At 55.2% G+C, this 26628-nt stretch carries 27 protein-coding genes; 18 read left to right on the top strand and 9 right to left on the bottom strand.

Annotation, left to right across the window (positions count from 1 at the left end; all coding sequences use genetic code 11):
* Nucleotides 1-51: 51 nt before the first annotated feature.
* The 3 genes from AC1DUO_RS03145 to AC1DUO_RS03135 are packed head-to-tail and all read right to left on the bottom strand — an operon-like array spanning nucleotide 52 to nucleotide 3269.
* Complete coding sequence (locus AC1DUO_RS03145; RefSeq protein WP_223509681.1) at nucleotides 52-1455, bottom strand: AtzE family amidohydrolase; 1404 nt, start codon at nucleotides 1453-1455, stop codon at nucleotides 52-54.
* The gene (hpxX, locus tag AC1DUO_RS03140; protein WP_013574260.1) at nucleotides 1452-1646 is read right to left on the bottom strand and encodes an oxalurate catabolism protein HpxX; all 195 of its coding nucleotides are present in this window, start codon (nucleotides 1644-1646) and stop codon (nucleotides 1452-1454) included. Before hpxX ends, AC1DUO_RS03145 begins: the two co-directional genes overlap by 4 nt.
* Nucleotides 1647-1682: 36 nt before the next feature.
* A complete protein-coding gene (locus AC1DUO_RS03135) occupies nucleotides 1683-3269 on the bottom strand; it encodes a gamma-glutamyltransferase family protein (protein WP_477986472.1) in 1587 nt (528 codons plus the stop codon).
* Nucleotides 3270-3467: 198 nt separating this feature from the next.
* Between AC1DUO_RS03135 and AC1DUO_RS03130 the strand changes: the two genes are divergently transcribed.
* The 9 genes from AC1DUO_RS03130 (at nucleotide 3468) to uraH (ending at nucleotide 10809) form a co-directional block, all read left to right on the top strand.
* Complete coding sequence (locus AC1DUO_RS03130) at nucleotides 3468-4307, top strand: MurR/RpiR family transcriptional regulator (protein WP_037036543.1); 840 nt, start codon at nucleotides 3468-3470, stop codon at nucleotides 4305-4307.
* Between the two features lie 258 nt (nucleotides 4308-4565).
* Nucleotides 4566-5357: a transporter substrate-binding domain-containing protein gene (locus AC1DUO_RS03125; RefSeq protein WP_037036542.1), complete on the top strand. Its 792-nt coding sequence runs from the start codon at nucleotides 4566-4568 to the stop codon at nucleotides 5355-5357.
* A gap of 24 nt (nucleotides 5358-5381) precedes the next feature.
* Complete coding sequence (locus AC1DUO_RS03120) at nucleotides 5382-6047, top strand: amino acid ABC transporter permease (RefSeq protein ID WP_013574264.1); 666 nt, start codon at nucleotides 5382-5384, stop codon at nucleotides 6045-6047.
* Between the two features lie 2 nt (nucleotides 6048-6049).
* Nucleotides 6050-6700 (top strand): amino acid ABC transporter permease, encoded by a 651-nt coding sequence (locus AC1DUO_RS03115; RefSeq protein WP_477986497.1) that lies wholly within the window; start codon nucleotides 6050-6052, stop codon nucleotides 6698-6700.
* On the top strand, nucleotides 6700-7452 hold the full coding sequence (locus AC1DUO_RS03110) for an amino acid ABC transporter ATP-binding protein (protein ID WP_037036540.1): 753 nt from the start codon (nucleotides 6700-6702) through the stop codon (nucleotides 7450-7452). Before AC1DUO_RS03115 ends, AC1DUO_RS03110 begins: the two co-directional genes overlap by 1 nt.
* An 18-nt stretch (nucleotides 7453-7470) precedes the next feature.
* The gene (locus tag AC1DUO_RS03105; RefSeq protein ID WP_013574267.1) at nucleotides 7471-8709 is read left to right on the top strand and encodes a pyridoxal-phosphate-dependent aminotransferase family protein; all 1239 of its coding nucleotides are present in this window, start codon (nucleotides 7471-7473) and stop codon (nucleotides 8707-8709) included.
* A complete protein-coding gene (hpxK, locus tag AC1DUO_RS03100; RefSeq protein ID WP_112197224.1) occupies nucleotides 8709-9983 on the top strand; it encodes an allantoate amidohydrolase in 1275 nt (424 codons plus the stop codon). Before AC1DUO_RS03105 ends, hpxK begins: the two co-directional genes overlap by 1 nt.
* Nucleotides 9980-10474 carry a 2-oxo-4-hydroxy-4-carboxy-5-ureidoimidazoline decarboxylase gene (gene uraD, locus AC1DUO_RS03095; protein WP_112197223.1) on the top strand — a complete coding sequence of 165 codons (495 nt, stop codon included), beginning with the start codon at nucleotides 9980-9982 and terminating at the stop codon, nucleotides 10472-10474. The genes hpxK and uraD overlap by 4 nt, the downstream gene beginning before the upstream one ends.
* Nucleotides 10474-10809, top strand: a complete 336-nt coding sequence (gene uraH / locus AC1DUO_RS03090) for a hydroxyisourate hydrolase (RefSeq protein ID WP_013574270.1) — start codon at nucleotides 10474-10476, stop codon at nucleotides 10807-10809. Before uraD ends, uraH begins: the two co-directional genes overlap by 1 nt.
* 13 nt (nucleotides 10810-10822) lie before the next feature.
* Here uraH and AC1DUO_RS03085 read toward each other — a convergent pair whose 3' ends face one another.
* Entirely contained in the window at nucleotides 10823-12091 is a 1269-nt protein-coding gene (locus AC1DUO_RS03085) for a glutamine amidotransferase-related protein (protein ID WP_477986466.1), read from the bottom strand.
* Between the two features lie 213 nt (nucleotides 12092-12304).
* Here AC1DUO_RS03085 and AC1DUO_RS03080 point away from each other — a divergent pair, with 213 nt between their 5' ends.
* Nucleotides 12305-12811, top strand: a complete 507-nt coding sequence (locus AC1DUO_RS03080; RefSeq protein ID WP_013574272.1) for a DUF1993 domain-containing protein — start codon at nucleotides 12305-12307, stop codon at nucleotides 12809-12811.
* Between the two features lie 52 nt (nucleotides 12812-12863).
* Here AC1DUO_RS03080 and AC1DUO_RS03075 read toward each other — a convergent pair whose 3' ends face one another.
* Together AC1DUO_RS03075 and AC1DUO_RS03070 are read right to left on the bottom strand one after the other, a co-directional pair.
* Nucleotides 12864-13637, bottom strand: a complete 774-nt coding sequence (locus AC1DUO_RS03075; protein ID WP_037036529.1) for an amidohydrolase — start codon at nucleotides 13635-13637, stop codon at nucleotides 12864-12866.
* Nucleotides 13625-14785 (bottom strand): pyridoxal phosphate-dependent aminotransferase, encoded by a 1161-nt coding sequence (locus tag AC1DUO_RS03070; RefSeq protein WP_013574274.1) that lies wholly within the window; start codon nucleotides 14783-14785, stop codon nucleotides 13625-13627. The genes AC1DUO_RS03075 and AC1DUO_RS03070 overlap by 13 nt, the downstream gene beginning before the upstream one ends.
* A 219-nt stretch (nucleotides 14786-15004) precedes the next feature.
* Here AC1DUO_RS03070 and AC1DUO_RS03065 point away from each other — a divergent pair, with 219 nt between their 5' ends.
* Genes AC1DUO_RS03065 through AC1DUO_RS03055 form a run of 3 tightly spaced genes read left to right on the top strand, consistent with a single transcriptional unit; the run spans nucleotide 15005 to nucleotide 16859 of the window.
* Complete coding sequence (locus AC1DUO_RS03065; RefSeq protein ID WP_126124649.1) at nucleotides 15005-15619, top strand: methylthioribulose 1-phosphate dehydratase; 615 nt, start codon at nucleotides 15005-15007, stop codon at nucleotides 15617-15619.
* On the top strand, nucleotides 15616-16302 hold the full coding sequence (gene mtnC, locus AC1DUO_RS03060) for an acireductone synthase (protein WP_013574276.1): 687 nt from the start codon (nucleotides 15616-15618) through the stop codon (nucleotides 16300-16302). Before AC1DUO_RS03065 ends, mtnC begins: the two co-directional genes overlap by 4 nt.
* A gap of 11 nt (nucleotides 16303-16313) precedes the next feature.
* Nucleotides 16314-16859: a 1,2-dihydroxy-3-keto-5-methylthiopentene dioxygenase gene (locus AC1DUO_RS03055; protein WP_013574277.1), complete on the top strand. Its 546-nt coding sequence runs from the start codon at nucleotides 16314-16316 to the stop codon at nucleotides 16857-16859.
* Nucleotides 16860-17037: 178 nt separating this feature from the next.
* Here the strand turns inward: AC1DUO_RS03055 and mtnA are convergent, their stop codons facing one another.
* Entirely contained in the window at nucleotides 17038-18066 is a 1029-nt protein-coding gene (mtnA, locus tag AC1DUO_RS03050) for an S-methyl-5-thioribose-1-phosphate isomerase (RefSeq protein ID WP_217147217.1), read from the bottom strand.
* Between the two features lie 117 nt (nucleotides 18067-18183).
* Between mtnA and mtnK the strand changes: the two genes are divergently transcribed.
* The 3 genes from mtnK (at nucleotide 18184) to AC1DUO_RS03035 (ending at nucleotide 21639) form a co-directional block, all read left to right on the top strand.
* Nucleotides 18184-19383 (top strand): S-methyl-5-thioribose kinase, encoded by a 1200-nt coding sequence (gene mtnK, locus AC1DUO_RS03045; RefSeq protein ID WP_112151322.1) that lies wholly within the window; start codon nucleotides 18184-18186, stop codon nucleotides 19381-19383.
* A gap of 95 nt (nucleotides 19384-19478) precedes the next feature.
* Nucleotides 19479-19949 carry a YehS family protein gene (locus tag AC1DUO_RS03040; protein ID WP_013574280.1) on the top strand — a complete coding sequence of 157 codons (471 nt, stop codon included), beginning with the start codon at nucleotides 19479-19481 and terminating at the stop codon, nucleotides 19947-19949.
* A gap of 292 nt (nucleotides 19950-20241) precedes the next feature.
* Nucleotides 20242-21639: a carbohydrate porin gene (locus tag AC1DUO_RS03035; protein WP_015689451.1), complete on the top strand. Its 1398-nt coding sequence runs from the start codon at nucleotides 20242-20244 to the stop codon at nucleotides 21637-21639.
* Nucleotides 21640-21807: 168 nt separating this feature from the next.
* Here the strand turns inward: AC1DUO_RS03035 and fadE are convergent, their stop codons facing one another.
* Nucleotides 21808-24276 carry an acyl-CoA dehydrogenase FadE gene (gene fadE, locus AC1DUO_RS03030; protein ID WP_449632199.1) on the bottom strand — a complete coding sequence of 823 codons (2469 nt, stop codon included), beginning with the start codon at nucleotides 24274-24276 and terminating at the stop codon, nucleotides 21808-21810.
* A gap of 269 nt (nucleotides 24277-24545) precedes the next feature.
* On the opposite strand from fadE, the gene lpcA reads away from it, so the two are divergent.
* Both lpcA and AC1DUO_RS03020 read left to right on the top strand, forming a co-directional pair.
* Entirely contained in the window at nucleotides 24546-25127 is a 582-nt protein-coding gene (gene lpcA / locus AC1DUO_RS03025; RefSeq protein ID WP_013574283.1) for a D-sedoheptulose 7-phosphate isomerase, read from the top strand.
* Nucleotides 25128-25153: 26 nt separating this feature from the next.
* Complete coding sequence (locus AC1DUO_RS03020) at nucleotides 25154-25921, top strand: class II glutamine amidotransferase (RefSeq protein ID WP_015696178.1); 768 nt, start codon at nucleotides 25154-25156, stop codon at nucleotides 25919-25921.
* On the opposite strand, the gene dpaA is transcribed toward AC1DUO_RS03020, so the two are convergent.
* Nucleotides 25892-26617, bottom strand: coding sequence for a peptidoglycan meso-diaminopimelic acid protein amidase (gene dpaA, locus AC1DUO_RS03015; RefSeq protein WP_013574285.1), 726 nt, complete (start codon nucleotides 26615-26617; stop codon nucleotides 25892-25894). The genes AC1DUO_RS03020 and dpaA overlap by 30 nt on opposite strands.
* Nucleotides 26618-26628: the final 11 nt, after the last annotated feature.

Below are 26628 nucleotides of genomic sequence, written 5' to 3'. Positions count from 1 at the left end.
GACTCTCTTTACTCTTTTCACTTCACCCTGGGAAAACGGGGATGCGGGTTGTTACGCGGGCATCACCGGAGAACTGCTGACATTCACTATTCCCTGCTGCTCAAGTGCCCAGGCGGCACGCAGGCAGAGATCTTCGCGCCACGGTGGCGCAATCAATTGTAATCCTATCGGCAGGCCGGTCGACGTGGTGACCGGCACCGTCACCACCGGCAAGCCGAGGAACGAAATTGGCTGCGTGAGCATGCCCATGTTGGCGCGTGTCGGCAGATCCTGACCGTTGATGCGAATGGTTTCCTGACCAAGCAACGTTGCCGGACACGGCGTGGCAGGGGCGATCAGAATGTCCCAATGATCGAACAAGGGCAAGATTTGCTGCTGAAATTGCTGACGGAAACGCTGCGCCTGAACATACCATGCCGCCGGGATCATTGCGCCAGCGAGCAGACGCTCACGTGAAAGTGGCTCAAACTGTTCCGGAATGCTGCGCAGTTTTGGCAGGTACTGATTGCCGCCTTCCGACGCGCTGATGATAAACGCGGCGGATCGTGCCAGCCCGGCCTGTGGCATTTCAATTTCTTCCTGGGCTTCCAGTGCCTGCGCTATCCGGTGTACGGCTGCTTTGGCGTGGTCGTCACACCAGAGAGAAAAGTATCCGCCCAGTACGGCGCTGCGCAGGCCCTGTTGCCCGCGCTTAAGCTGGGAAAATGTTTCTGTGACAGGTTTGTCAGCCTGAAAGTGATCCTGCGGATCCGTGCCCTGTATGGCGTCATAGACCTGCGACAAATCTTCGCTGCAACGTGCCATCGGGCCGATGTGATCGAGGCTGGCGACAAACGGCTGGCTGCCGCGACGTGAAATCCGCCCGAAGGTCGGTTTCAGGCCGAGAATACCACTTAATGAGGACGGCACACGGATCGAGCCGTTGGTATCACTGCCGAGGGTGAAATGCACCAGCCCGGCAGCCACGGCGGCGGCTGAACCGCCGGAAGATCCTCCGGCCACGCGCGCCAGATCCCGCGGGTTACGGGTGGCACCATAATGGCTGTTTTCCGTGGTGAAACCGTAGGCGTAAGCATCCATATTCAGCATGCCGGAAAGCATCGCGCCCTGTGCCGCGAGGCGTGAAACCGTCCAGGCGTCATGGCGTGCAGCGGCGTTGCTGCTGTTGAGGCTGGCACCGGCCAGCGTCACTTCACCGGCCACGTCCAGCAGGTTTTTCACCGCATAAGGAATGCCCGCCAGCGGCGGAAGTACGGCACCGCTGGCGCGGCTTTTATCCACTTTCGCTGCTTCACTCAGCATGCGATCGCCGGTGATTTGCGTCCAGGCGTTGATGACCGGATTGGCCTGTTCAACGGCGTCGAGCGTGGAGGTGGCGATTTCTGTGGCCGAGATTTCGCCCTGCGCAATCGCCTGATGTAACTGGCTGACGGTAAAGCTATCAAACGATTTCATGCGCGGTACACCCCGGCAATTTCCAGACGCGGATCCAGCGGTAAATCCATCAGCGGTTGTGCCATTTGGGCAATGCGGCTGAACTGCACCAGCAATTCCTGACGGCGTGCGTCGTCGAGTTCCAGCGCCAGAACGGATTCCATCTGGCGGATATAGGCGGCCCAGTCGGTCGCTGCGGAGGTATTTTTCATTCTGCTTCCTTATCCATTCTGTTATGCAAACCCTGATCAAAAACCGGCGGCGCTGCCGTTGCTGCGCGGGTCGGAGGCACCTTCAAACATGCCGTTGGTGTGACGAACGATGGCACCGGCGTGACCGACGGCTTCACTGAAATCCGGCAACAGTTCGACGTCGTGACCACGCTGCCTCAGCCCGGCCAGCGTCGGATAGGCAAAACGGCCTTCGAGTTTCAGTGAATCCGAACTCTCGCCCCAGGTACGGCCAAGCAGCCAGCGCGGGCCGCTGATCGTCTGTTGCAAAGATTGCCCCTGTACTACATGGCGGATAAACACGGCGGCCTGCGTTTGCGGCTGGCCGTCACCCCCCATTGAGCCGTAAACCATGGTGCGCCCGTCGTATAAGCGTGCGGCGGCAGGGTTGAGGGTATGGAACGGTTGCTTGCCCGGTGCCAGCGCCAGTAAATGACCGGCATCAAGGCTGAAGGACGCGCCGCGGTTTTGCCACAACACGCCGCTGCCCGGCAGCACCACGCCACTGCCGAACTCGTGATAAATGCTCTGGATAAAAGAAACCGCCAGCCCGCTGCTGTCCATCACGCCCATCCAGACGGTATCGCCCGGCCCTTTACCTTTACCCCAGTCGGCGGCGCTGTGTGGTTTGATGCGGGTCGCAAGAGCATCGAGATACTGTGGATCCAGCAGTTCCTGTGCATCCTGCGTCATCATGCGCGGATCGGTGATAAAGCGATCGCGCAGACCGAACGCCAGTTTGGTGGCTTCCACCACGCTGTGAATGGTGGCACTTTCGTCCATGGTTTCCAGCGGCAAACGGTCAGTCAGGCCGAGGATCGCCAGCGAAACCAGCCCCTGCGTCGGGGGTGTCAGGTTGTAGATTTCGCCTTTACTGTGTTTGAGCCGCAACGGCACACGGCGCTGTGGCCTGTAAGCCGCGAGATCCGCGCGGGTCACCGGCATGCCGAGCTTTTCCATGTCGGCGGCCATATTGTCGGCCAGCTCACCGCGATAGAAACTGTTCAGCCCGTCCTCGCACAGCATCGATAACGTCTGCGCCAGTTGCGGCTGAGTGAAGCGGTTTCCGGCGCGGGGCACATCGCCGTTAGGCAGAAAAACATCGGCAAAGCTGCGGAAATCTTTCAGTTCGTGTTGCTTGGCGCGGGTCGCCGCTTCCTGCGATGCCGTCACCGGAATACCATCAGCGGCATAACGGATGGCGTCACGCAGCAGGCGGGAGAGCGGTTTTTGCTCGCCGCCAAATTCAGCCGACACATTCAGCGCTTCCTGCCAGCCGCCGACGGTACCCGCTACCGTCAGCGCGGCTTTCGGGCCACGGTGCGGAATGTGCGTTTCACCGGCGTAGAAATCGAGAGAGGCGAGGGAGCCTGCGGCACCGCTGGCGTCTATCGCCACCGGATTGCCCTGCGGCGGCACGATCAGCCAGAAGCCATCGCCCCCCAGCCCGTTCATGTGCGGATAGACCACGGCAATCGTCGCGGCCGCAGCCACCATGGCCTCGATGGCATTGCCGCCTTCACGCAATACCGCAAGCGCACTCTGGCTCGCCAGATGATGAGGTGTGACCGCCATGCCCAGCGGTGCGCTGTTACTGTTAATCATGCGATGTCCTTTTTAGAAACGCTTTTTTATGCTGCCCGTGCTTGCAGGGTTGTGGGCGCGTAGGGATAAAGTTAAGCAAGAGGTGTTCCACATCGGCAAAACCTTGCAGCTTTAGCGCTAATTTCTCTTGCATTGGCAAGCATAGTGCATGGTATGTTCCGCTGATTTACTGAAACATTGGTTACAAAAGGGCCAGAGATGAAACAGATTGATGAGCGTCTGCGTGACCATTACGCAGAACTGACGCCGCAGGAACAGCGGGTGGCCGACTTTATTTTTGCCAGTATTGACGACCTGATGAGCTATAACAGCGCCGAACTGGCGCGGCTTAGCGGCGTATCGAAAGCCACGGTCAGCCGCCTGTTCAAACGCCTCGGTTACCCGAGCTACCGCGATATGCGCGATGAAATGCGCACCCTGCGCCAGAGCGGGATGCCGCTGACCGACAGCCGCGACGCAGTGCAAGGTAACACCTTGTTATCACGGCACTATAAACAGGAAATGGCCAACCTGACGCAGTGGATTAACCAGATTGATGGCACCCAGTTCGGTGCGCTGATCGCCGCCCTGAATCAGGCGCGGCAAGTACGTTTGCTGGGTTTTCGTAACAGTTACCCGGTGGCGCTGCACCTGCGTCAGCAACTGATTCAGGTGCGCGCTGGCGTGATGATAATGCCGCAGCCGGGGCAAACGCTGGCGGAAGAACTGGTGGATCTTACCGCGCAGGACGTGGTGATATTCGTCGCTTTCCGCCGCAGGCCGCGCATGGCGAAGGCAATTCTGATGCAGTTACAGTCACTTGGCGTGCCGGTGTTGTTGATTTGCGAGCCGCAGGCGCAGACACTTATCCCGCTGGCAACCTGGCATCTGGCTGCTCCGCTCGACAGCGTATCGGCGTTCGACAGTTATTCTTCTGCCATGAGTCTGGCGAATTTGCTCAGCAATGCATTGCTGCACGATATGCTCGCTTCAGGCCGCCAGCGTATTCATCAGATAAGCGATTTGTATAACGATCTGGATGAGCTGGAGCAGCGCTGATTCCCGTTTGAAGAACAAATCGGGCGCTTTTCTGGTGCTTGCGCACAATTTCAGTGCATCATATTTTTCATTGGTTCACGCTTTTTGCCCTGATTCAGGGCAAAAAAACCTCTTCTGATCGCGCCTCTCATTGTCTAATTCCTTGTCATACCGTGACTTTGTGCACAATTTTTCTGCTGCACGGCTTTTGGCACATTCGTTGCAAAGCTATAAACATAAGAATCTATCGTTCCAAAAACCTTTCACCGGAGATAATCTATGAACATGAACAAACGGCTGTTGGCATGGGCAGGTGCGGCAATGCTGGTGCTTCAGGCATCCAGCGTAATGGCGGATCAGTTGCAGGATATTCAGAAACGTGGCGTGCTGCGTGTGGCTGTTCCTCAGGATTTCCCGCCGTTTGGTTCGGTGAGCAAGGATTTGCAGCCGGAAGGTTATGACATCGATATGGCGCATTATCTGGCCGATAAGATGAAACTTAAGTTGCAACTGGTGCCGGTCACCAGCGCCAACCGCGTGCCTTATCTGCAAACGGATAAAGTCGATCTGGTGATTTCAAGCCTGGGTAAAAACGCTGAGCGCGAAAAAGTCATCGACTTCAGCAACGCTTACGCACCGTTCTTCCTCGGCGTGTTTGGTGCCCAGGGTGACAAACTGTCCGACCTGAAAGAACTGTCCGGTAAAACCATCGGCGTGACCCGTGGCGCGGTGGAAGATCTGGCACTGACCGGCGTGGCACCGAAAGATGCCAAAATTCAGCGGTATGAAGACAACAACACCACGCTGTCTGCATACCTTTCCGGCCAGGTGGAATACATCGCTACCGGCAACCTGGTGGTCGCCGCGATTGCCCGCATGAACCCGGCCAAAGCACCGGTTTCGAAAGTCATGCTGAAAGATTCACCATGCTACGTCGGTCTGCGTAAAGACGAACCCGCGCTGAAAGACAAAGTGAATGAACTGATCGCCGAAGGCATCAAAGACAAGACGCTGAATACACTGTCTGAAAAATGGATGAAGGCACCGCTGCCAGCGTCCATCGGCGCGTGATCAGAGGCCTGACGGAGATCTTTCATGACCTATCAGCTTAACTTTAGCGCGCTATGGCCTTATATGCCGGAACTGCTGGCCGGTTTATGGACCACCATTGAGCTGACGGTAATGGCAACGGTTGGCGGTGTCGCAATAGGGATTTGCGGCGCGGCCATCCGCTGCGGCAACCATAAAACCCTGCGTGCGGTCTGGGGCGTGTATGTCGAAGCCATCCGTAATACGCCGTTTGTGGTGCAGCTGTTTTTCATTGTCTTTGGCCTGCCAGCCATTGGCCTGAAAATGACTGCCGGTGAAGCGGCGCTGCTGGCGATGCTGATTAACCTCGGCGCCTACAGCACGGAGATTATCCGCGCCGGTATTCAGGTGACGCCGAAAGGTCAGTGGGAAGCCGGGCGCGTGCTGGGATTAACCCGCAGTCAGACGTTTCTGCGCATCGTGCTGCCGCCGTCGCTGAAACGCATTTATCCGTCGCTGGTCAGCCAGTGCATTATCGTGATGCTCGGATCTTCCGTGGTATCGCAGGTGTCCTATGAAGAACTGACGTTTGCCGCGAACTTAATTCAGTCGCGCACCTTCCTCAGTTTTGAAGTGTATCTGGTCACCACGTTGTTTTATTTATTGCTGTCGGTTGCGATGCGTCAGTTGCTGCTGCTGGCCGGACGCCGTGTCTTTGGGAGTGAAAACTGATGATGATCTTCACCGACTGGGACATTGTGCGCAATCTCCTGCTGGCGGCGCGCTGGACGTTATTGTTGTCGCTGACCGCTTTTATCGGCGGCACGCTGGTGACGTTGCCGTTGCTGTTACTGCGTCTCACCAAACGCCGCTGGCCGACGCTTTTTGTCCGTCTGTATTCCGAGCTGTTTCAGGGCACGCCGCTGCTGATGCAGCTGTTCCTGGCCTTCTTCGGGCTTGGCCTGTTTGGGATCAATGTCAGCCCGTGGACCGCCGCCGCGCTGGCGCTGACGCTGTATACCAGCGCTTATCTGGTGGATATCTGGAGCGGCAGTATTGCCGCGCTGCCGAAAGGCCAGTGGGAAGCGTCACGCTGTCTCGGCCTGAATTTCGGTCAGACGTTATGGCGGGTGATCACCCCGCAGGCGTTGCGCATTGCTATCGCGCCGACCGTCGGGTTTTCCGTGCAGGTGGTGAAGGGGACCGCGCTGGCCTCGATTATCGGTTTTGTCGAACTGACCAAAGCCGGAACGATGCTGAACAACGTGACGTATGAGCCGTTCAAAGTGTTTGGATTAGTGGCGCTGGGCTACTTCCTGATGTGCTATCCGCTGTCCCGTTACAGCCAGCATTTAGAAAAATCATTGCGTGGAGAGAAACAGTAATGCCACTGATCACCATCAACCAGGTTCAGAAATTTTACGGTCAGAACCACGTACTGAAAGGCGTGGATCTGGATATTGATAGCGGCGAAGTGATTTCGATCATCGGCCGCAGCGGTTCAGGCAAAAGTACGCTGTTGCGCTGCATGAACGGGCTGGAAGGCTATCAGGAAGGCAGCATCAAACTCGGCGGGATGACCATTACCGACCGCGATTCTCAGGCGCGTGACATCAGCCGTTCCGTGGGCATGGTGTTCCAGAGTTTCAATCTTTTCCCGCACATGACCGCGCTGGAAAACGTCATGCTGGCGCCACGCCGCGTGCTGAAAAAGTCCGCTGCCGAATGCCGTGAACTGGCCGCGCAGATGCTGGCGAAAGTCGGTCTGGCGGATCGCATGGATTATTACCCGTCGAATCTTTCCGGCGGCCAGCAGCAACGCGTGGCGATTGCCCGTGCGCTGGCCATGAACCCGAAAGTGCTGCTGTGTGATGAAATCACCTCGGCGCTGGATCCGGAACTGGTCGGCGAAGTATTGAAAGTGCTCGAGCAACTGGCGAAAGAAGGTATGACGCTGGTGCTGGTGACACACGAAATGAATTTTGCCCGCGAAGTGGGCGACCGCGTGGTGTTTATGCATCAGGGCACCGTGTGGGAACAGGGCGAAAGCCGGGCGCTGTTTGCCAATCCGCAAACGCCGGAGTTAAAACAATTTATAGCATCCGTACGCGGCCTTACTGAGGCTGCCGCAAGCTAACATCGTAAAGGATTAACTATGTCAGATTTCATCTCTCCCGGACAAATCAACCCGCCAACCCGTCTGCTGATGGGGCCGGGACCCATCAATGCCGATCCGCGCGTACTGCGGGCGATGGCGAGTCAACTGGTCGGGCAATATGATCCGGTGATGACCGGCTACATGAACGAAGTGATGGCGCTGTACCGCGCCTTGTACAAAACCGACAATCAGTGGACGTTCCTGATCGACGGCACCTCGCGCGCCGGTATCGAAGCCGTGCTGCTTTCCGGTATCCGTCCGGGCGACAAAGTGCTGGTGCCGGTGTTTGGTCGTTTCGGTCATCTGCTGTGCGAAATTGCCCGTCGTTGTCGTGCGGAAGTTCATACCCTCGAAGTGCCGTGGGGCGAAGTGTTTGATCCGCAGCAAATCGAAGATGCGATTAAATCCGTTAAACCGCGCTGGTTGCTGACCGTGCAGGGCGATACCTCCACCACCATGTTGCAGCCGCTGGAGCAACTGGGTGAAATCTGCCACCGTCACGGTGTGCTGTTCTACTCCGATGCCACGGCGTCCTTTGGCGGTAACCCGCTGGAAACCGACGCATGGGGTTTAGACGCCGTATCTGCCGGTTTGCAAAAATGCCTCGGCGGTCCGTCAGGCAGTTCGCCGGTGACCATCAGCCCGCGCTTTGAAGAACAAATCCGCCGCCGTAAATGTGTCGAGCAAGGTATCCGTACCGCCGACCATGCTGATGGCGACGACGAGATGATCTACTCCAACTATTTCGATCTGGGGATGATCATGGATTACTGGGGGCCGGAGCGTCTTAACCACCATACCGAAGCCACCAGCATGCTGTTTGCGGCGCGTGAATGTGCGCGCATCATTCTGGAAGAAGGGCTGGATACCGGCATCGCCCGTCATAAATTACACGGCGGCGCATTACTGGCAGGCATTCAGGGCATGGGGCTGGAAGTGTTCGGCGACCTGAATAACCGCATGAGCAACGTGCTCGGCGTAGTCATTCCACCGGGCATCCACGGCGAACAGGTTCGCCAGATGATGCTTAATGATTTCAGCATTGAAATCGGCACCTCATTTGGTCCGCTGGCCGGGAAAATCTGGCGTATCGGCACCATGGGTTACAACGCGCGTAAAGACTGCGTGTTGCAAACGCTGGTGGCGCTTGAAGCGGTGCTCAACCGTCTCGGCTTTGCATCGAAATACGGCGCAGGGGCGCAGGGTGCCTGGGATCATTACGCGGGAGGTCAGTAATGGCTGAAGCTTTTACGCTGGCTGCGGTTTCAGAAAGCGCAAAGCTTGCCGCTGAACGGGTGATGGCGCGTTGCGATGCGCTCGCCGCCATCAGCGAAACGCCGGGACAACTGACCCGCGTCTATCTCTCGCCGGAACATTTGCAGGCTAACCGACAGGTGGGCGAGTGGATGACTGCCGCCGGGATGCGTGTCTGGCAGGACAGCGTCGGCAATATCTGCGGGCGCTATGACGGGCTGGATGCGACAGCACCGGCCATTTTGCTGGGATCACATCTCGACAGCGTGCGTAATGCCGGGCGTTACGACGGCCCGCTGGGCGTGCTGACCGCGCTGGAGGTGGTGGCGCATTTGCATCAGAACGGCATTCGTTTGCCGATGGCGGTGGAAATTGTCGGGTTCTGCGATGAGGAAGGCACACGTTTTGGCATCACGCTGCTCGGCAGTCGTGGACTGACCGGTACCTGGCCCGCGGACTGGCTGGAACGTCAGGACGCGCAGGGGATTTCGGTCGCCCAGGCGATGCGTGATGTCGGGCTGGATCCGCTGAGAATCGGCGCATCACAGCGTGCGGTCAGCGACTTTTGCGCTTACCTGGAATTGCACATCGAGCAGGGGCCGTGCCTGCAAACGGCGGATGTGCCGCTCGGCGTGGTCACGGCGATTAACGGCGCGCGTCGCCTGAATTGTGAATTTACCGGTCACGCCGGTCATGCCGGTACCGTGCCGATGGGGCAGCGTCAGGACGCGCTGACTGCCGCCGCCGAATGGACGCTGGCCATTGAAAGTATCACCACCGCCACCGGCCGCAATCTGGTGGCGACAGTGGGCACGCTGGAATGCCTGCCGGGTGCGGTGAATGTCATTCCGGGACAGGTGAAATTGTCGCTGGATGTACGCGGACCGCGTGATGATGATTTATCGGCACTGCTGGAAACGCTGCTGGCGAAGGGCCGCGATATTGCTGCACGTCGCGGGCTGACGTTTGCCGCCGAACAGTTTTATGGCATCAGCGCGACTGAATGTAACGACGGTTTACAGCATCGTCTCAGCCAGAGTGTTTTGCATTTACAGGGGCAGGCGATGTCGCTGCCAAGCGGCGCAGGGCATGACGCGATTGCTATCGCTGAATGCTGGCCGGTCGGCATGTTGTTTGTGCGCTGCAAGGACGGCATCAGCCATCATCCCGATGAATCGGTCACCACCGGCGACGTGGCTTACGCGGTGCAGGCGTATATCAATACGGTGCTGAGCTTTGCTGAGGGACATTTATGACCTTTGAAGAATTCAACGCATTATCCGAATTCGAAGCCGTTGCGTTGTTACGCCCGCTGGTGAATATCCCGTCGTGGGCGAAAACCGTCAGCGATGCGCGGCCTTATGCTTCTGTGCAAGACGTATTGCACAGCGCCGGAGCGGCCTGCGAAAACTGGCAGCCGGAAGATATTACTCAGGCGCTGTCGGCGCACCCGCGTATCGGTGAACGCGCCGCCGGTGCCAGTAAAGAAGCGCAGCTTTCCCGTGGCGAACAGGCGACGCTCAATATCAGCCAGCAGGCAGTGATTGATGCACTGCACGAGGGGAATCTGCGTTATGAACAGCGTTTCGGGCGGGTGTTTCTGATCCGCGCTAAAGGGCGCAGTTCAGAGGAGATCCTTGATAATCTGCAACGGCGGCTACAGAATTCGCCGGAGGCTGAAGATCAGGAAACGGCGCAACAACTCAAAGAAATTACCCTGCTGCGTTTAAAGGAGATATTTCAATAATGACCCGCATCACTACCCATATTCTCGATACGTCTTTAGGGCAGCCCGCGGCGAATGTGCGCGTCTGGCTGGAATGTATTGAAGGGCAGAACGTCACGATCATCAGTGAAATCCAAACCGATGCCGATGGCCGCGCCGCAAAATTAACGCCGGAACCGGTCACCTCCGGGCATTACCGGTTGTGTGCGGATATCGGCGCGTATTTCACCGCCACCGGTCGTGAGACGCTGTATCACTCGGCGATCATTGATGTGGTGATCTCCGGTGATCAGGATCATTACCATCTGCCGCTGCTGATCAGTCCGTATTCTTATTCAACGTATCGCGGCAGTTAGATCTTTCTGGCAGTCAGCCCATCAGCAGGTGCGGATGTTTAAGCCGCACGCTTTGGGTCAGCGCGGCGTGGCTGACATCGCGGTCACGGTTGCCCTGACGGACCTGTTGCAGGAACGCCATCAGCAGCGGGTTCGGGCGTTCACGGCGCGACATCAGTTCCGGTTGTCCCTGCACGCCGAGAAAGAACGGATGATTGTTCAGCTCAATTGCCTGCGCCTGTTCGCCACTTTCGTCATACCCTGAAACGATCAGCCCGGCGTTTTCCAGCTCAGCCAGCAAATGCGGATTCAGATAGCGGCGCTGGTTGTAGCGCAGCATAAATTCATCCCCCGTTTTATTGGCCAGCAGGCTGCCGTTGCGGGTAATGACCGGATGATTCCCCACACGCGGCTGCACGTGCTCGGCCAGTGGCAACGCGGTTTGCAGGCTGCCGAGCGTCGACGGCCCGTGCATCACCACGCGTTCCTGCCCGAGCACTTTCTGCCCCAGCGCAGTGATCATCTGATGCATACCCTGATTAATCCCTAATACCGGCGTCTGGTTTTCCAGAGCCCAGGTGGCGGTCGCCAGTTGTCCGGCCTGCGTGTCGCTGCGGGTGAGTGTCGCGCCCGGCAACATAATGCCGTCAACCTCAAACAGCGTGCAATCAAGCTGGCTGCCCAGTAACGTCGATGGCACATAGATCACATCAATGTTCATTGCCAGTGCATCGGCGGCGTCTCCCAGTGCAGCCAGCATCGCCGGATAACTGTCACGCTGCTCGGTAAAATCCCCGACCAGTGCCACGCGCAGGGTTTTTCCTGCCCGCATGACCGGTTGTGAAACCGGGCCTAATGCCCAGCGGCCAAAGGCATCACGCCCCCAGCCGTTGCTGCGAATTTTGCCGGTGATGCCGTCTTCCAGCTGGAATTTATCCTGATTACGCACCACGGTTAATGATTCAATTTCAATACCCTGTTCCGCGATTTGCACTGCCAGTTCTGCGGATAACGGTTCACGCAACGGTACGACGATATCTTCTTTAAGTGCCCGATAAATCAGGGATTCAACACCGGATTCTTCACCCGCACCGCGCCCGGTCAGGCGCTCAAGCCACAGCAGTCCGCTGGTCAGTGCATGCCCTTGCGCCGTCACGTGCTGGCGGGCATTCGGGTAACGTTGCGCATCATGGCTGACGGGAAAGTGACACAGCGGCAAAGCGCGTAGCTCAGCAAGTATCGCTGCCATCGCGCCGTACAACGCAGGTTCGGGCGTGGAGTGGGCAATAAAGGTGATAGTCATCAGTGATCCTCTGTCAGATGTTTTTGCGGGGGTATTGAATGCAAGAAGTGATCCACACCGGGATGTTTTTACATGCGCTGACAAAAAGACAGGGGCAGCTCGCAAAGCGGATTTTTCGTCACACTTCATTGCTATAAAACGGCGCGCTGTTCAGACCATAACGCGCTAAGGTAGCGCCAGTTGTTCTAACCCATCATTCATTAAGGAAGCATCATGTCAGCATCGCTTTATGGCAGTACGGCGGCACAATTTGTTCGTGGTTTACAAAATCTTTCAGCCTTGCTGGAAAAAGGCGCGGCATGGGCAAAGGAAAACGGAAAATCAGAAGAAGAAGTCCTGAATACCCGTCTGGCAGAAGATATGTATCCACTGGCGCGACAGGTGCAAATCACCAGTGATATGTCGAAAGGCGCAATTGCCCGTCTGGCCGGTATCGCCGCGCCTGCAATGGAAGACAATGAAGTGACATTCGCCCAGTTGCAGGAGCGCATCGCCAAAACGCTGCGTTTTATCGAAAGTGTGGATGCACAACAGCTGGAAGGCGATGAATCCCGTGAGATCGTGGTGAAAGGCAGAAATCGTGAAATGAAATTTACTGCGCACAGCTATGTTACCGTGTTTGCCGTGCCGAACTTCTATTTCCACATCACCACCGCCTACAATATTCTGCGCCATCTGGGCGTGAACATCGGTAAAATGGACTTTATTGGTGGGAACTAAACAGACAGGCAGGAATTAAAAATGCCCCGGCTGAAAAGTCCGGGGCATTTTTTTAGTCATGTAACAAATAGGTATCGGCATCGCGCCAGGCGGGGAAGGTTTCGCGGTAATCCTGTAACGCTTCCAGCGACAACTCTGCGTCGATAATCATTGCCGAACCCGGCTCAGCACGCGCCAGCTCTTCCCCCTGCGGATTAATAATCAGGCTGTCACCGCTGTAGTAGTGGCCGTTGTCATCGGTGCCGACGCGGTTGCATCCGGCGACATAAGCCTGATTTTCAATCGCCCGGGCGGCGAGCAGCGTCTGCCAGTGGCGGCTGCGCGGGGCAGGCCAGTTGGCGACGTAAAGCGCCAGGTCATAATCCTGCCGGTTGCGTGAATACACCGGAAAACGCAGGTCATAACAGACTTGCGGCAGAATGCGCCAGCCGCGCCATTCGACGATTTCACGGCGTTTGCCCGGCACATAATAATTGTGCTCACCGGCCATGCGGAACAGGTGACGTTTATCGTAAAAATGCACCTTGCCCTGCGGTTCAACCAGCAGGAAACGGTTTACGGCGCCTTCCGTGGTGCTTAACGCCACACTGCCGCCAATCATCGCCCCGAGTTGTTTCGCCCACTGTTGCAGCCATTGCACGACACGCGATTCAGGCAGCGCACTGCCCGGTGCCTGCATGGCGAAACCGGTGGTAAACATTTCAGGAAGAACAATCAGGTCGCGGCCGGTCAGCGCACTGAGCAGGCCGTCGAAATGTGCGAGGTTCGCCTCGCCATCCAGCCACACCAGCGGCTGTTGCAATACGGACAGTTTTAAAGTTGACACAGGCGCTCCGAAGCAGCGTCCAGCGTGGCTTCCTGTTTGGCGAAGCACAGCCGGATCAGTTTATGTGGGAAAGGCGCGGCGCAGAAGACCGACATCGGAATGGCCGCCACACCCACATGTTCAGTCAGCCAGTGGCAGAATGCAACATCGTCTAAACCGGAAACCTCGCTGTAATCGACCAGCAGAAAATAGGTGCCCTGGCTCGGTAAAACTTTCAGGCGGCTGTTCGCCAGCCCTTGCGCCAGACGGTCGCGCTTGGCCTGATAAAAGGCCGGTAATTCCTGCCAGTGTTCCGGCGCTTCACGCAGCATATCCGCCAGCGCCAGCTGAACCGGCGTGGTGACGGAGAAGGTCAGATACTGGTGCACCTTGCGCAGTTCGGCGCTGATAACCGCCGGTGCGATGCAATATCCCACGCGCCAGCCGGTCATGTGGTAAGTCTTGCCGAACGACGATACGGCAATGGCGCGCTGACGCAGCTGCGGATGTCGCAGCACGCTGGCGTGACCTTCCGGCGCAAAACAAATGTGCTCGTACACTTCATCGCTCAGCACGAAAATGTGTTTATCCGCAATGATCTGCCAAAGCTGCCCGACGTCGCTGTGGCTCCAGACGGTAGCCGACGGGTTGTGCGGCGTGTTGATGATCACAAGCTTTGTGCGGTCGGTAATCTGATCGGCGAATTCCGCCCAGTTCACTTTGAATTCCGGTGGCTGCAACTGAATGCGTTTCATCACGCCGCCTGCCAGTTCTACCGCCGGGGCGTAACAGTCATAGCTCGGGTCGAAAGCAATCACTTCGTCGCCTTTCGACACCAGCGCGGTGATGGCGATATACAGCGATTCTGTCGCGCCCGCCGTGATGGTGATGTCGGTGTTGGCGTCCGGTGCATAGCCGTAAATCTGTTCAGTTTTGGTGGCAATCGCTTCACGTAGCTGCGCCGTGCCGGTCATCGGGGCGTACTGGTTCGCGCCCTGACTGACGTGATACGCCAGACGATCCCTCAGATATTGCGGGCCGTCGAAATCAGGAAACCCCTGCGACAGGTTAATGGCATTGTGTTTCTGCGCCAGCGCACTCATTTGGGTGAAAATCGTGGTGCCTAATGCAGGAAGTTTACTTTCGGGGATCAATGCTGCTGTGCTCATGGCGGGTCAATACTCCTGGACCGTTGACCTGACAGGCGTCAGGTGTGCAAATAGCGATGTTGCTCACAATATAACACGATGTTAATATTTGGCAATCGAGACGCTTAGATGGCTAAATGCCAATTCGATCTAAGCCGCAACACATTGAATATATCGCGGTAAAAAGCGTCAATTTCATTCCGAACTCCGTCCCTCAACGCACAGCTTTTCAGGAATACGATGACAGAGAATTTGCAACTGGGCGCGCTGCTGGCAGCCTGTCACTGGATTGGTCAGAAGGGCTGGAGCCCGGCAACGGGCGGCAATATGTCCGTCCGCGAAGGCGATGCTCATTGCCTGATCACCGAATCGGGAAAAGACAAAGGATCACTCACCGCAGACGATTTCCTGCTGGTGGAACTGGAAAGCGGCCTTGCGCCCAGCGGACGTCGTCCTTCTGCGGAAACCGGGCTGCACACCATGCTGTATTCCCGCTATCCTGAAACAGGCGCGGTGCTGCATACCCATTCGGTCAATTCGACAGTGTTATCGCGGGTAGAACGCAGTGATGCGCTGGTGCTGGAAGGCTATGAGATGCAGAAATCGCTCAGCGGCCAGACCTCGCACCTTGATCAGGTGGTGATCCCGATTTTCGACAACAGTCAGGATATTCCCGCGCTGGCGCAGAAGATCATCGCATCAGCGGAGCACGCGCCGTTGCAGTATGGTTTTCTGCTGCGCGGGCACGGGCTGACCTGCTGGGGACGGGATGTGGCCGAAGCGCGCCGCCATCTGGAAGGGCTGGAATTTTTATTCCAGTGTGAACTGCAACGTCGCCTGCTGGAGGCTAAATGATCCGCGCCATTGTGACTGATATTGAAGGTACCACCACGGATATCCGTTTTGTGCATCAGGTGTTGTTCCCGTATGCCCGTCAGCGTCTTGCTGAATTCCTGCGCCATGAGCATGAACAGCCGGACGTTGCGGCGGCACTGGATGCCTTACGCGCAGAAATCGACCGGCCACAGGCCAGCGTCGAGGCGCTGATTGAACAACTCTTTACTTACATGGATAACGACGTGAAATCGACGTCGCTGAAAGTGTTGCAGGGCATCATCTGGCGTACCGGCTATGAAAACGGCGATTTTCGCGGACATCTGTATGCTGACGTCGCACCGCAGCTGGAAGCGTGGAAAGCTGAAGGTCTGCAACTTTGTGTGTATTCCTCGGGGTCGGTGGACGCGCAAAAGCTGCTGTTTGGTTACAGCGATGCCGGTGATTTAACCTCGCTGTTCAGCGGATATTTCGATACCCGCGTCGGTGCTAAGCGTGAAACCGAGTCTTATCAGAACATCGCTGAGCAACTGATCCTGCCGCCGCAGGATTTACTGTTTTTATCGGACATCCGTCAGGAGCTGGATGCCGCGCGCTTAGCGGGCTGGCATACCTGTCAGCTGATCCGCGATGACGCGGACGAACTCAGCGATCACCTGCAAGTTAATCGTTTTGATCAGATAGCCTTAGAAACATTCTTATAAGAGGGTTGACCATGAGTGCATTAACGATTTTTAGTGACCAGGACCCTTCCGCACCGTTGTGGGAAAGCCGTGACGGGGACGCGATCGCTGCTGAGCTGAGCAAAATTGATGTGCGTTTCGAACGCTGGCAGGCTGACCGTGATTTAGGCGAGAACCCGCAGCCGCAGGACGTGATTGCCGCCTATCAGCATGAAATCGACAAACTGGTCGAAGAGAAGGGCTATCAGAGCTGGGATGTGATCAGCATGCGCCCGGACAACGAACAGCGTGAGGTGCTGCGCACCAAATTTCTCTCTGAACATACACATGGCGAAGACGAAGTGCGTTTCTTCGTCGAAGGCGCGGGGCTGTTTTGCCTGCATCTGAACGGCAAGATTTTTCAGATCCTGTGCGAGAAAAACGATCTGATTTCCGTACCGGCTAATACCCGCCACTGGTTTGACATGGGCGGATCCCCGTCATTTACCGCGATCCGTGTATTCGATAATCCGGAAGGCTGGGTGGCGCATTTCACCGGCGATAAGATTGCGGATGCGTATCCGCGGATGGGGGAGTAAGCTTTGACTCCCTCCCCTGCGAAGGGGAGGGTTGGGGTGGGGTTTTAAAGCAAAATCAAGATGTTGAAGTGTGCTTTAACTGAGGTGTTAGCCCTTAAAACCCCCTCCCAGCCTCCCCCTTCGCAGGGGGAGGAGTAAAACCGAGTTGTTCGCCACAGTTTGCCGGGAGGAGAAAAGATTACTTCAACGCCTTCGCAAACACACCATCCCGTACCTGCTCCGGCGTCACCACCCCCACATCCAGCACCCATCCGCTGATCAACTCCGCCGGTGTGACATCAAACGCCGGGTTATAAACCTGCGCACCGAGCGGCGCCCATTGTACGGAACCAAAGCTGCCGGAAACGCCGGTCACTTCATTTGCCGCGCGCTGTTCGATAGGGATGGCGGCACCGTTCGGGCAGTGCGGGTCATGGGTGGTATGCGGCGCGGCAACATAGAACGGAATACCGTGATATTTCGCCAGCACCGCCAGGTTGTAAGTGCCGATTTTGTTGGCGACATCGCCATTCGCAGCAATGCGGTCAGCGCCGACCCAGATGGCATCAACGCGTTTTTGCGCCATCAGGCTGGCGGCCATCGAATCACAAATCAGCTGATAAGGAATGCCCAGCTCGCCTAGTTCCCACGCGGTCAGGCGCCCCCCTTGCAACAACGGACGGGTTTCATCCACCCAAACCTGTTCTACATTGCCCTGTTCATGGGCACGACGGATCACGCCGATGGCCGTGCCGACGCCCGCTGTTGCCAGGCCGCCGGTGTTGCAGTGGGTGAGCAGACGGCTGCCGGGCGTGACCAGTTTTGCGCCGTGAGTGGCAATGCTGTCGCACAATGTCTGATCTTCATCCACCAGCCGCAATGCTTCTTCCACCAGCGCTTTCACGTAATCAGCTTGTTGCAACGCGGCCTTCATACGGTCGAGATTGTTCATCAGATTCACTGCGGTCGGGCGCGAGGCACGCAATGTCTCCAGAGCCTGATGCAATTCATCCTGCGCCATTCCCTGCTCGGCCAGCAGCGCCAGCAACAGACTGGCGGACAAACCAATCAGCGGCGCACCGCGTACGCGCAGGGTGCGGATGTGATCCACCAGTTCGCTGACATCACGGCATTCGCGCCAGTCTGAACGTTGCGGCAGAGCTTGCTGGTCGAGGATCCACAGCTGGTTTTCACGAATACGTAAACTGGTGGTTGTGAGGCTTTGCATTGTTAGTTAAATCCTTGTTGCCCGGTTGCATCTGTTCACTTATTCTGCCAACATGCTTCACGGATGTATAGACGTCTAAACGCTTTAAAGGCTAAAAAAAGAATTCGAGAGGTCAGGATGTCACGCTACTACACATTTACCGCCAACGATGCCGTTGAATATGCCCGTCAGTTTGGTGGCGTGGCGGATCCGCAATCTCTTGTCACGGCCGATGAAATCGGTGACGGAAACCTGAACCTGGTGTTTAAGATCCGCGATACTGCGGGGAAAAGCCGGGTGATTGTCAAACAGGCGCTGCCGTACGTGCGGTGTGTGGGGGAATCCTGGCCGCTGACGTTAGATCGTGCGCGCATTGAAGCCGAAACCCTGATTATCCACGGCCAGTATTGTCCGCAGCACACGGTTAATGTGTTGCATCACGACGCTGAACTGGCGGTGATGGTGCAGGAAGATTTATCGGATCATCAGATCTGGCGCAGTGAACTGGTACTGGGGAAACATTACCCGCAGGCGGCAGCCCAACTGGGAGAATATCTGGCGCAGACGTTGTTCCATACCTCGGATTTCTTCCAGAACGCGCAGGCCAAAAAAGCCGAAGTCTCGCGTTTTACCAACCCTGAATTGTGTCAGATCACCGAAGATCTGTTCTTCACCGATCCGTATGTTGACCATGAGCGCAATAATTTTGAGCCGGTATTGCAGCCGGCGGTGGATGCACTGCGTCAGGACAAACCGCTGCGTCTGGCTGTGGCCGCGCTCAAACATCGTTTCCTGAGCAAGGCCGAAGCGCTGTTGCACGGTGATATTCACAGTGGTTCGATTTTTGTTGCTGAAGGCAAACTGAAAGCCATTGACGCGGAGTTCGGTTATTACGGCCCGATGGGCTTTGATCCCGGTTCTGCTATCGGCAACCTGTTGCTGAACTATTGTGGTCTGCCGGGGCTGCTGGGTGTGCGCGAGGCGGCGGACGGCCGCGAGCAGCGCCTGAAAGATGTGCGTGAACTGTGGATGAGTTTCTCAGAGCGTTTCCTGCAACTGGCGCGGGATAAATCTCAGGATCCGACGCTGGCGGAAACCGGCTATGCCGGACTCTTTTTGCAGGAAGTCTGGCACGATGCCGTCGGTTACTGCGGCGCGGAGTTAATCCGTCGCACCATCGGCCTGGCACATGTTGCTGATCTCGATACCATTAAAGATGATGCGATGCGCGCCGACTGCCAGCGCCATGCGCTGAGCCTTGGGCAAAAACTGATCCTCACTGCACAACAAATCGGCGATGTGGAGTCACTTATTGCGCGGATACGTCAGTTCAGCTAATCCTGTAAGTTTCTTGTATAATGCCCGCCTTCGAGGTGCGTAGGGGTAAACCCGGTGGCATTTCCTCGGTTTACTTTTAACAGGAATACAGAATTATGATGCATAACCATGTCTTACGCAGCGTGCGCTACATGTTGGATTTAAGCGAAGGCCAGCTGATCGAGATCCTTAAAACCACCGGTACGCCCGTCAGCCCTGACGTGATGTCGCGTTATCTGAAAAAAGAAGACGAAGAAGGTTACATGGAAGTGCCTGACGAAGTGATGGCGAACTTCCTCAATGGCCTGATTACCTTCAAACGCGGTAAAGACGATCGCTTCCCGGCACCGGAAGTGGAAAAACGCCTGACCAATAACATCATGCTGAAAAAACTGCGTGTGGCGTTTGAGCTGAAAACCGAAGACATGATTTCTGTACTGACGGCGGCTGATTTCAAAGTGTCTGAAGGTGAACTGAGCGCATTCTTCCGCAAAGAAGGCCACAAAAATTATCGTCCGTGCGGCGATCAGGTGATGCGTTATTTCCTGAAAGGGCTGACGGCGAAAGTGCGTCCTAAAAAAAGCTGAATATAAAGTATTCATGAAATAAATATTTATATACTGAATACTTTAATAGTGAATAATAAGCGGGAGCCTTTTTTAAAAGGCTCCCGCTTTACGTTTATTTACTCTGTAATGACGAAATTTCGTTATTTTACTTCCCACATCACGTTTCTCTAGTTTATTTTTGACAGCATATTAATTCGGAAACTATCTTCATCCTTCGCCGTAATACCTCAGGGCACTATTTCAAAAAATAAAACACCGCTGTTAATTGACTGGCAGCGGGTAATTTTTATAGTGAAAAGGATATCTTATTATGACAAAAATTAAACTATTGGCCTTATTCGTAGGATTCGCCATTTCGGGTTCTGCGGTTGCCGCCACGTCTGGAAGCAGCCTTGAAGCCCGTATGGCACAGCTTGAGCAGCGTCTTCAGCAGGCGGAAACACGGGCTGAAACTGCCGAAAAACAAATCCAGCAGTTGAAGCATCAGGATATTAAGCGCGAGCAGGAAATTGCCCGCGTGAAAGAAGCCAGTCCGGTAGAAGTTAAAAAGGATGGCATATCGGAAGACAAATTATTAACACTTAATGGATTCGATAATTTAAAACTGTACGGTGATGTGGAATTTAACGTTGACGGTGCCAGCCGCAGCGGGCAATTAACCTCCGTTAGAACCAGTGACAATAAAAACTGGAAACCGGGGAATAATGAGCGTTGGGATGTTAACGGACGGTTATTAATCGGTCTTGATGGTTATCGTCGAAATGATAATGGTCAGTTCTCCGGTTTCTCTGTGCAGCCAACGGCTGACCTGAACGGTTCAATGAATCTTGATGATGCCGCTTTCTTCTTCGGTGAAGAAAAAAACTGGATGGCAAAAATCGGTCGCTTCGAAGCTTACGATATGTTCCCGCTTAATCAGGACACCTTCGTTGAATACTCCGGGAATACCGCCAATGATCTGTACGCCGACGGCTACGGTTATGTCTACATGATGAAAGAAGGGCGCGGTCGCAGTGACAGCGGCGGCAACATCATGCTGAATAAGAATATCGGCAACTGGTATTTCGAGCTGAACACCCTGCTGGAAAACGGCACCTCACTGTTTGCTGAGCAAAACTACCACGGCAACCAACTTGAGAATGATAAAAACGTCGCGTACCTGCGTCCGGTCATTGCCTGGAAAGGGGATGCGTTCTCTGTGGCCGCCGCAATGGAAACCAACGTGGTGAACAATGCGTACGGCTACACCGGTGAAAATGGCGAATTCGTTGATCAGTCCAAACGTAATGGTTATGGCATGACCATGACCTGGGACGGGCAGAAAGCTGACCCTGAGAACGGCGTGGTGGCTAACCTGAGCACGGCCTATATGGATGCATCGGATGAAAAAGACTTCACCGTCGGTGCCAATGCCTTATGGAAACGCTTCGAGCTGGGCTACATCTATGCGCACAACAAAATCGAAGACTTCAGCATCAATGGCGTCCGCGCATCCGATTACGACGATGACTGGTTTGATGAACCGGGCAGCTACGACATTCATACCGTTCACGCCAGTTACCTGATCCCGAACGTGATGGATATGGAAAACTTCAACGTGTATCTGGGCGCTTATGTCTCCATGCTGGAAGCAGATAAAACCTACAGCGGCGATGATGACAGCGATGAGCGGTATGGGGCGCGGGTACGCTTTAAATACTACTTCTGATTACCCGTCATATTTCGCGTCACAGATGCGTTGGCTGCACTCCCAGGGTGAGTGAGCTTACCGCCTTTCTGCAACACGAACTATTTAGGGTAATATGTATGTGTCTTCATAAATAATAAAAGCCTGAGTGCGTAAACACTCAGGTTTTTTTATGGATTAACAGTTAAATCAGGCAGCTTCGGTGTGGCGGGGTTTCGCCTCAGCCTTTTTTACGCTGTCTTTCTCCGCTTCTGGTTTTTGTGCGGCCAGTGCGTCAGGTTCAAACTCATCGACGTTGATTGAACGCAGACGGCTTTCTTCCGCACGGCTCAGGATACGCGCATCGTCGGCGCTCAGATGACCGGCATCCAGACCTTTTTGCGCCAGAATATCCAGACGGGTGAACGGCAATTTTTTGCCCATCGCTTCGCACAGACGTTTGTGAACCGGCTCAGCGGCCAGAATATCCTGCAAGGCTTCTTCCAGCAGACCAACCGGGTTGTGCTCGCTTGGTGTCAGATACTGACCACGACCGATGCGGCTGCGTGTCGCTGAAGGCACCTGCAGAATACGCGCCAGTTGGTGATCCAGACGATCAGACGGTGCGGAGTGCGAACGGCCCAACGGGAAAATCACCAGGCGCATTACGCCAGCCACAAAACGGTTCGGGAAGTTACGCAGGAGATCGTCGATAGCGACTTCGGCCTGATGCAGACAATCCTGCACGCCCCAGTGTACCAGCGGTAAATCCGCTTCGTGACAGCCTTCTTCGTCATAACGTTTCAGCGTCGCCGTCGCCAGATACATCTGGCTGAGGATATCACCGAGGCGGGCGGAAATGCGTTCGCGACGTTTCAGGCTGCCGCCGAGCACGCCCATCGACACATCAGCCAGCAATGCCAGATTAGCGCTCAGACGGTTGATGTGCTGGTAATAACGGGCGGTTTTATCATTGACCGGCGTATCACTGGTGCGGCCGTTAGTCAGACCGAGCCAGAAGCTGCGCATTTTGTTACTGCCGACGTGGCCGATATGCCCGAACAGCGCACGGTCAAAATCAACCAGATCGTTTTTCTCCGCCGCCGCCATTTCACGAAGAACATAAGGATGACAGCGGATCGCACCCTGACCAAAGATGATCATGCTGCGGGTGAGAATGTTGGCACCTTCCACGGTAATCGCAATCGGCGCACCCTGATAAGCGCGGGCCACGAAGTTGCTGCTGCCGAGCATAATGCCTTTACCACCGGTGATATCCATCGCATCCATCACGGCGCGCTGGCCACGGTGAGTACAGTGGTATTTCACGATAGCGGACAGCACCGCTGGTTTTTCACCCAGCATAATGCCGTTCGTGATAAGCGTTGCGGCGGCATCCATCACGTAAGCGTTACCGGCAATGCGCGCCAGCGGTTCTTCGATACCTTCCATTTTACCGATAGGCAGTTTGAACTGACGGCGGATATAGGCATAAGCCCCGGTCGCCAGCGCCAGAGATTTCAGGCTGCCGGTAGAGTTAGACGGCAGCGTGATGCCACGGCCGACAGACAGACATTCCACCAGCATACGCCAGCCCTGACCGGCCATTTTCGGGCCGCCAATGATGTAATCGATCGGTACAAAAATATCGCTGCCGCGTGTCGGACCGTTCTGGAATGGCACGTTCAGCGGGAAGTGGCGGTGACCAATTTCAACACCGGCGGTGTCGGTTGGGATCAGCGCACAGGTAATGCCCAGATCCGTTTCGTTGCCGAGCAGGTGATCGGGATCTTTCAGTTTAAACGCCAGGCCCAGCACGGTGGCGATAGGTGCCAGCGTGATGTAACGCTTGTTCCAGGTCAGGCGCATGCCAAGCACTTCCTTACCCTGCCACTGGCCTTTACACACGATACCAAAGTCCGGGATGGCACCGGCATCAGAACCCGCTTCCGGGCTGGTCAGGGCGAAACAGGGAATTTCCAGACCTTCGGCCAGACGCGGCAGATAGTGATCTTTCTGCTCCGTGGTGCCGTAATGTTGCAGTAATTCGCCTGGCCCGAGGGAGTTCGGCACACCGACGGTGATCGCCAGAATGCCTGACACACCGGCCAGTTTTTGCAGCACACGCGCCTGCGCATAAGCCGAGAATTCCAGACCGCCGTACTCTTTCTTAATGATCATCGCGAAGAAGCGGTGTTCTTTCAGATACGCCCACAGTTCCGGCGGCAAATCAGCCAGTTCATGGGTGATCTGGAAGTCATTCGCCATACGGCAGGCTTCTTCAACCGGCCCGTCAATAAAGCGCTGCTCTTCCTCTGTCAGTTGCTGCTCAGGATAATCCTGCAATTTCTTCCAGTCTGGCTTGCCACCAAACAGGTCACCTTCCCACCAGGTGGTGCCTGCTTCAATCGCTTCTTTTTCCGTGCGCGACATTGCGGGCATCACTTTACGGAAGGTGCGAAGCGCCGGGCCGGAGAACAATGAACGGCGCATGACAGGGATATTGAAGGGCAGGAGAATGATCGCCAGCGGCAATAACAGCCAAAGTGTCCACAGATTAATGGTACCCATAACCGCCGTAAACGCCAGTAAAATCAGGCTGCTCAGGGCGAGATTGACCTTGTGATAGAACAACGCACCAAGGATCACGATAAATGCAACAATGCTAAGAACCATCATAGTAAAGCTCCTGAGTAGTAGGAGGTCTGACCTGTTGTAGGGATATAATGGTTTTAGTTCATGCCCATTTCTTTATCAATGTGTTTACATACTAATTACAACGCAGCTCACAAACCGGCCGCACGAAGCGTCAAAAACAGAAACTATCGGAATCATTACCGCTTCATGGCTTCTCGCTGTTTCGGCTTTCCGTTAAACTGCACAGCGGAACGTTTTATTGCTATCGGCCGTGCTGAAACCGGCTGCAAATGGACATAAAAGAGGCTGCTATGTACCAGGATATTATCCGTACTGAACTGAACGAAGCTGCTGACACGCTGAATAAATTCATCAGCGATCCGGCAAATATTGAGTCTATTCAACGTGCAGCGGTGCTGCTGGCCGATTCATTCAAAGCGGGTGGGAAAGTGATTTCCTGTGGTAACGGGGGTTCACACTGCGATGCCATGCATTTCGCCGAAGAACTGACAGGCCGCTATCGTGAAAACCGTCCGGGCTATCCGGCAATTGCGATTTCTGACGTCAGCCACATCTCTTGCGTCGGCAACGATTTCGGTTACGAATACATCTTTTCCCGTTATCTGGAAGCCGTAGGCCAGAAGGGCGACGTGCTGCTGGGCATTTCCACTTCCGGTAATTCCGGTAACGTGATCAAAGCCATCGAAGCCGCACGCGCTAAAGGCATGAAAGTTATCACCCTGACCGGTAAAGATGGCGGGAAAATGGACGGTTCAGCCGATGTGGAAATCCGCGTTCCGCACTTTGGTTTCGCTGACCGCGTGCAGGAAATCCACATCAAAGTCATTCATATTTTGATTCTTCTGATCGAAAAAGAGATGGCAAAGGCATAAGCCTTTTGCCGTAAAGGAGGCTGGTGATGTGCGAATTGCTCGGGATGAGCGCTAACGTTCCTACTGATATTTGTTTCAGTTTCAGTGGATTAGTGCAGCGTGGTGGCGGGACCGGCCCGCATAAAGACGGCTGGGGCATCACCTTTTATGAAGGGAATGGCTGTCGTACTTTTAAAGATCCGACGCCAAGCTTTAATTCGCCCATTGCCCGCCTTGTTCAGGAATATCCGATCAAATCCTGCGCGGTGATTTCTCATATCCGTCAGGCAAACCGTGGTGAAGTCGCGCTGGAAAATACTCATCCGTTTACCCGCGAACTGTGGGGACGCAACTGGACTTATGCGCACAACGGTCAGCTTCGTGGTTATCGTCAGCTCGATACCGGTACGCTGCGTCCGGTGGGCCAGACCGACAGCGAATACGCCTTCTGCTGGTTACTGCACAAACTCACCCAACGCTATCCGCGCCGCCCTGCAAGCTGGCCGCCGGTGTTTCGCTATATTGCGTCGCTGGCTGATGAATTACGGCAGAAAGGGGTGTTTAACATGTTGCTGTCGGATGGCAATTTCGTGATGGCCTATTGCTCGACGAATTTGCACTGGATCACGCGGCGTGCGCCTTTCGGCAAGGCAACGTTGTTGGATCAGGATGTGGAAATTGATTTTCAGCAGCAGACGACACCGGATGATGTCGTCACCGTGATTGCCACGCAACCGCTGACGGCGAACGAAACCTGGAACAAAATTGCTCCAGGTGAATTCGCATTATTTCATCGGGGCGAACGCCAGCTGTGAAGGCAGCGGGGTGTTGGACAACGGTTGTAGCACTTCATATCTACCGTCAGTGACCACGACATTTGGTGGCTGATGGTGTTTCTCAAAGTACGCATATCCCGGCTGTAACTGGTTCCAGAAACTGTAATAGCTGGAGTTTTTATGCGCCTTCATGTTGGCATCGGTCATCCTGAACGGGTAAATGCTAATTTTTAAATTGCGTTGCCCGAACTGGAATGCCGCCTGTACGTAGGTGAATATTTCGTCCATATAGCCGTCGGTCATGGCGTAGCAACCAATAGACTTACAGTTACCGTGGATCATCAGATACTTACCTGAATAACCCTGCGAGATATCATAAGCATTGGGGAAACCGATGTTGATGGCGCGATAAAAGCGGCTGTCGGGTTTCAGGTGGTGAATATCCACGTTGTAGAAACCTTCCGGGCTTTTGAAATCGCCTTCGCGACGTTTATTTCCCAAACCGCCGGAAAAATCGCAGATGCCATAACTGCCGATCAGACGAAATTCGCCGTCGAGCTGAGCATACAATTCGAGTTTACGTTCCTGTTTGAAGATCTGGATATAAACAGGTGCACCCAATAATTGTTTTTTTAGTGCCGCGTTGACCGGGACAGCATCGCTGGCCACGGCGTAATTTGCTGTAAATAAAGGCAAACTGAGGAGCATCGCAAGAAACAGCGCGATTCTGATCATTCTAAGTCCTG

The organism is Rahnella sp. P4_A8 (assembly GCF_056402435.1).
This window is presented reverse-complemented; position numbering and strand designations above follow the sequence as displayed.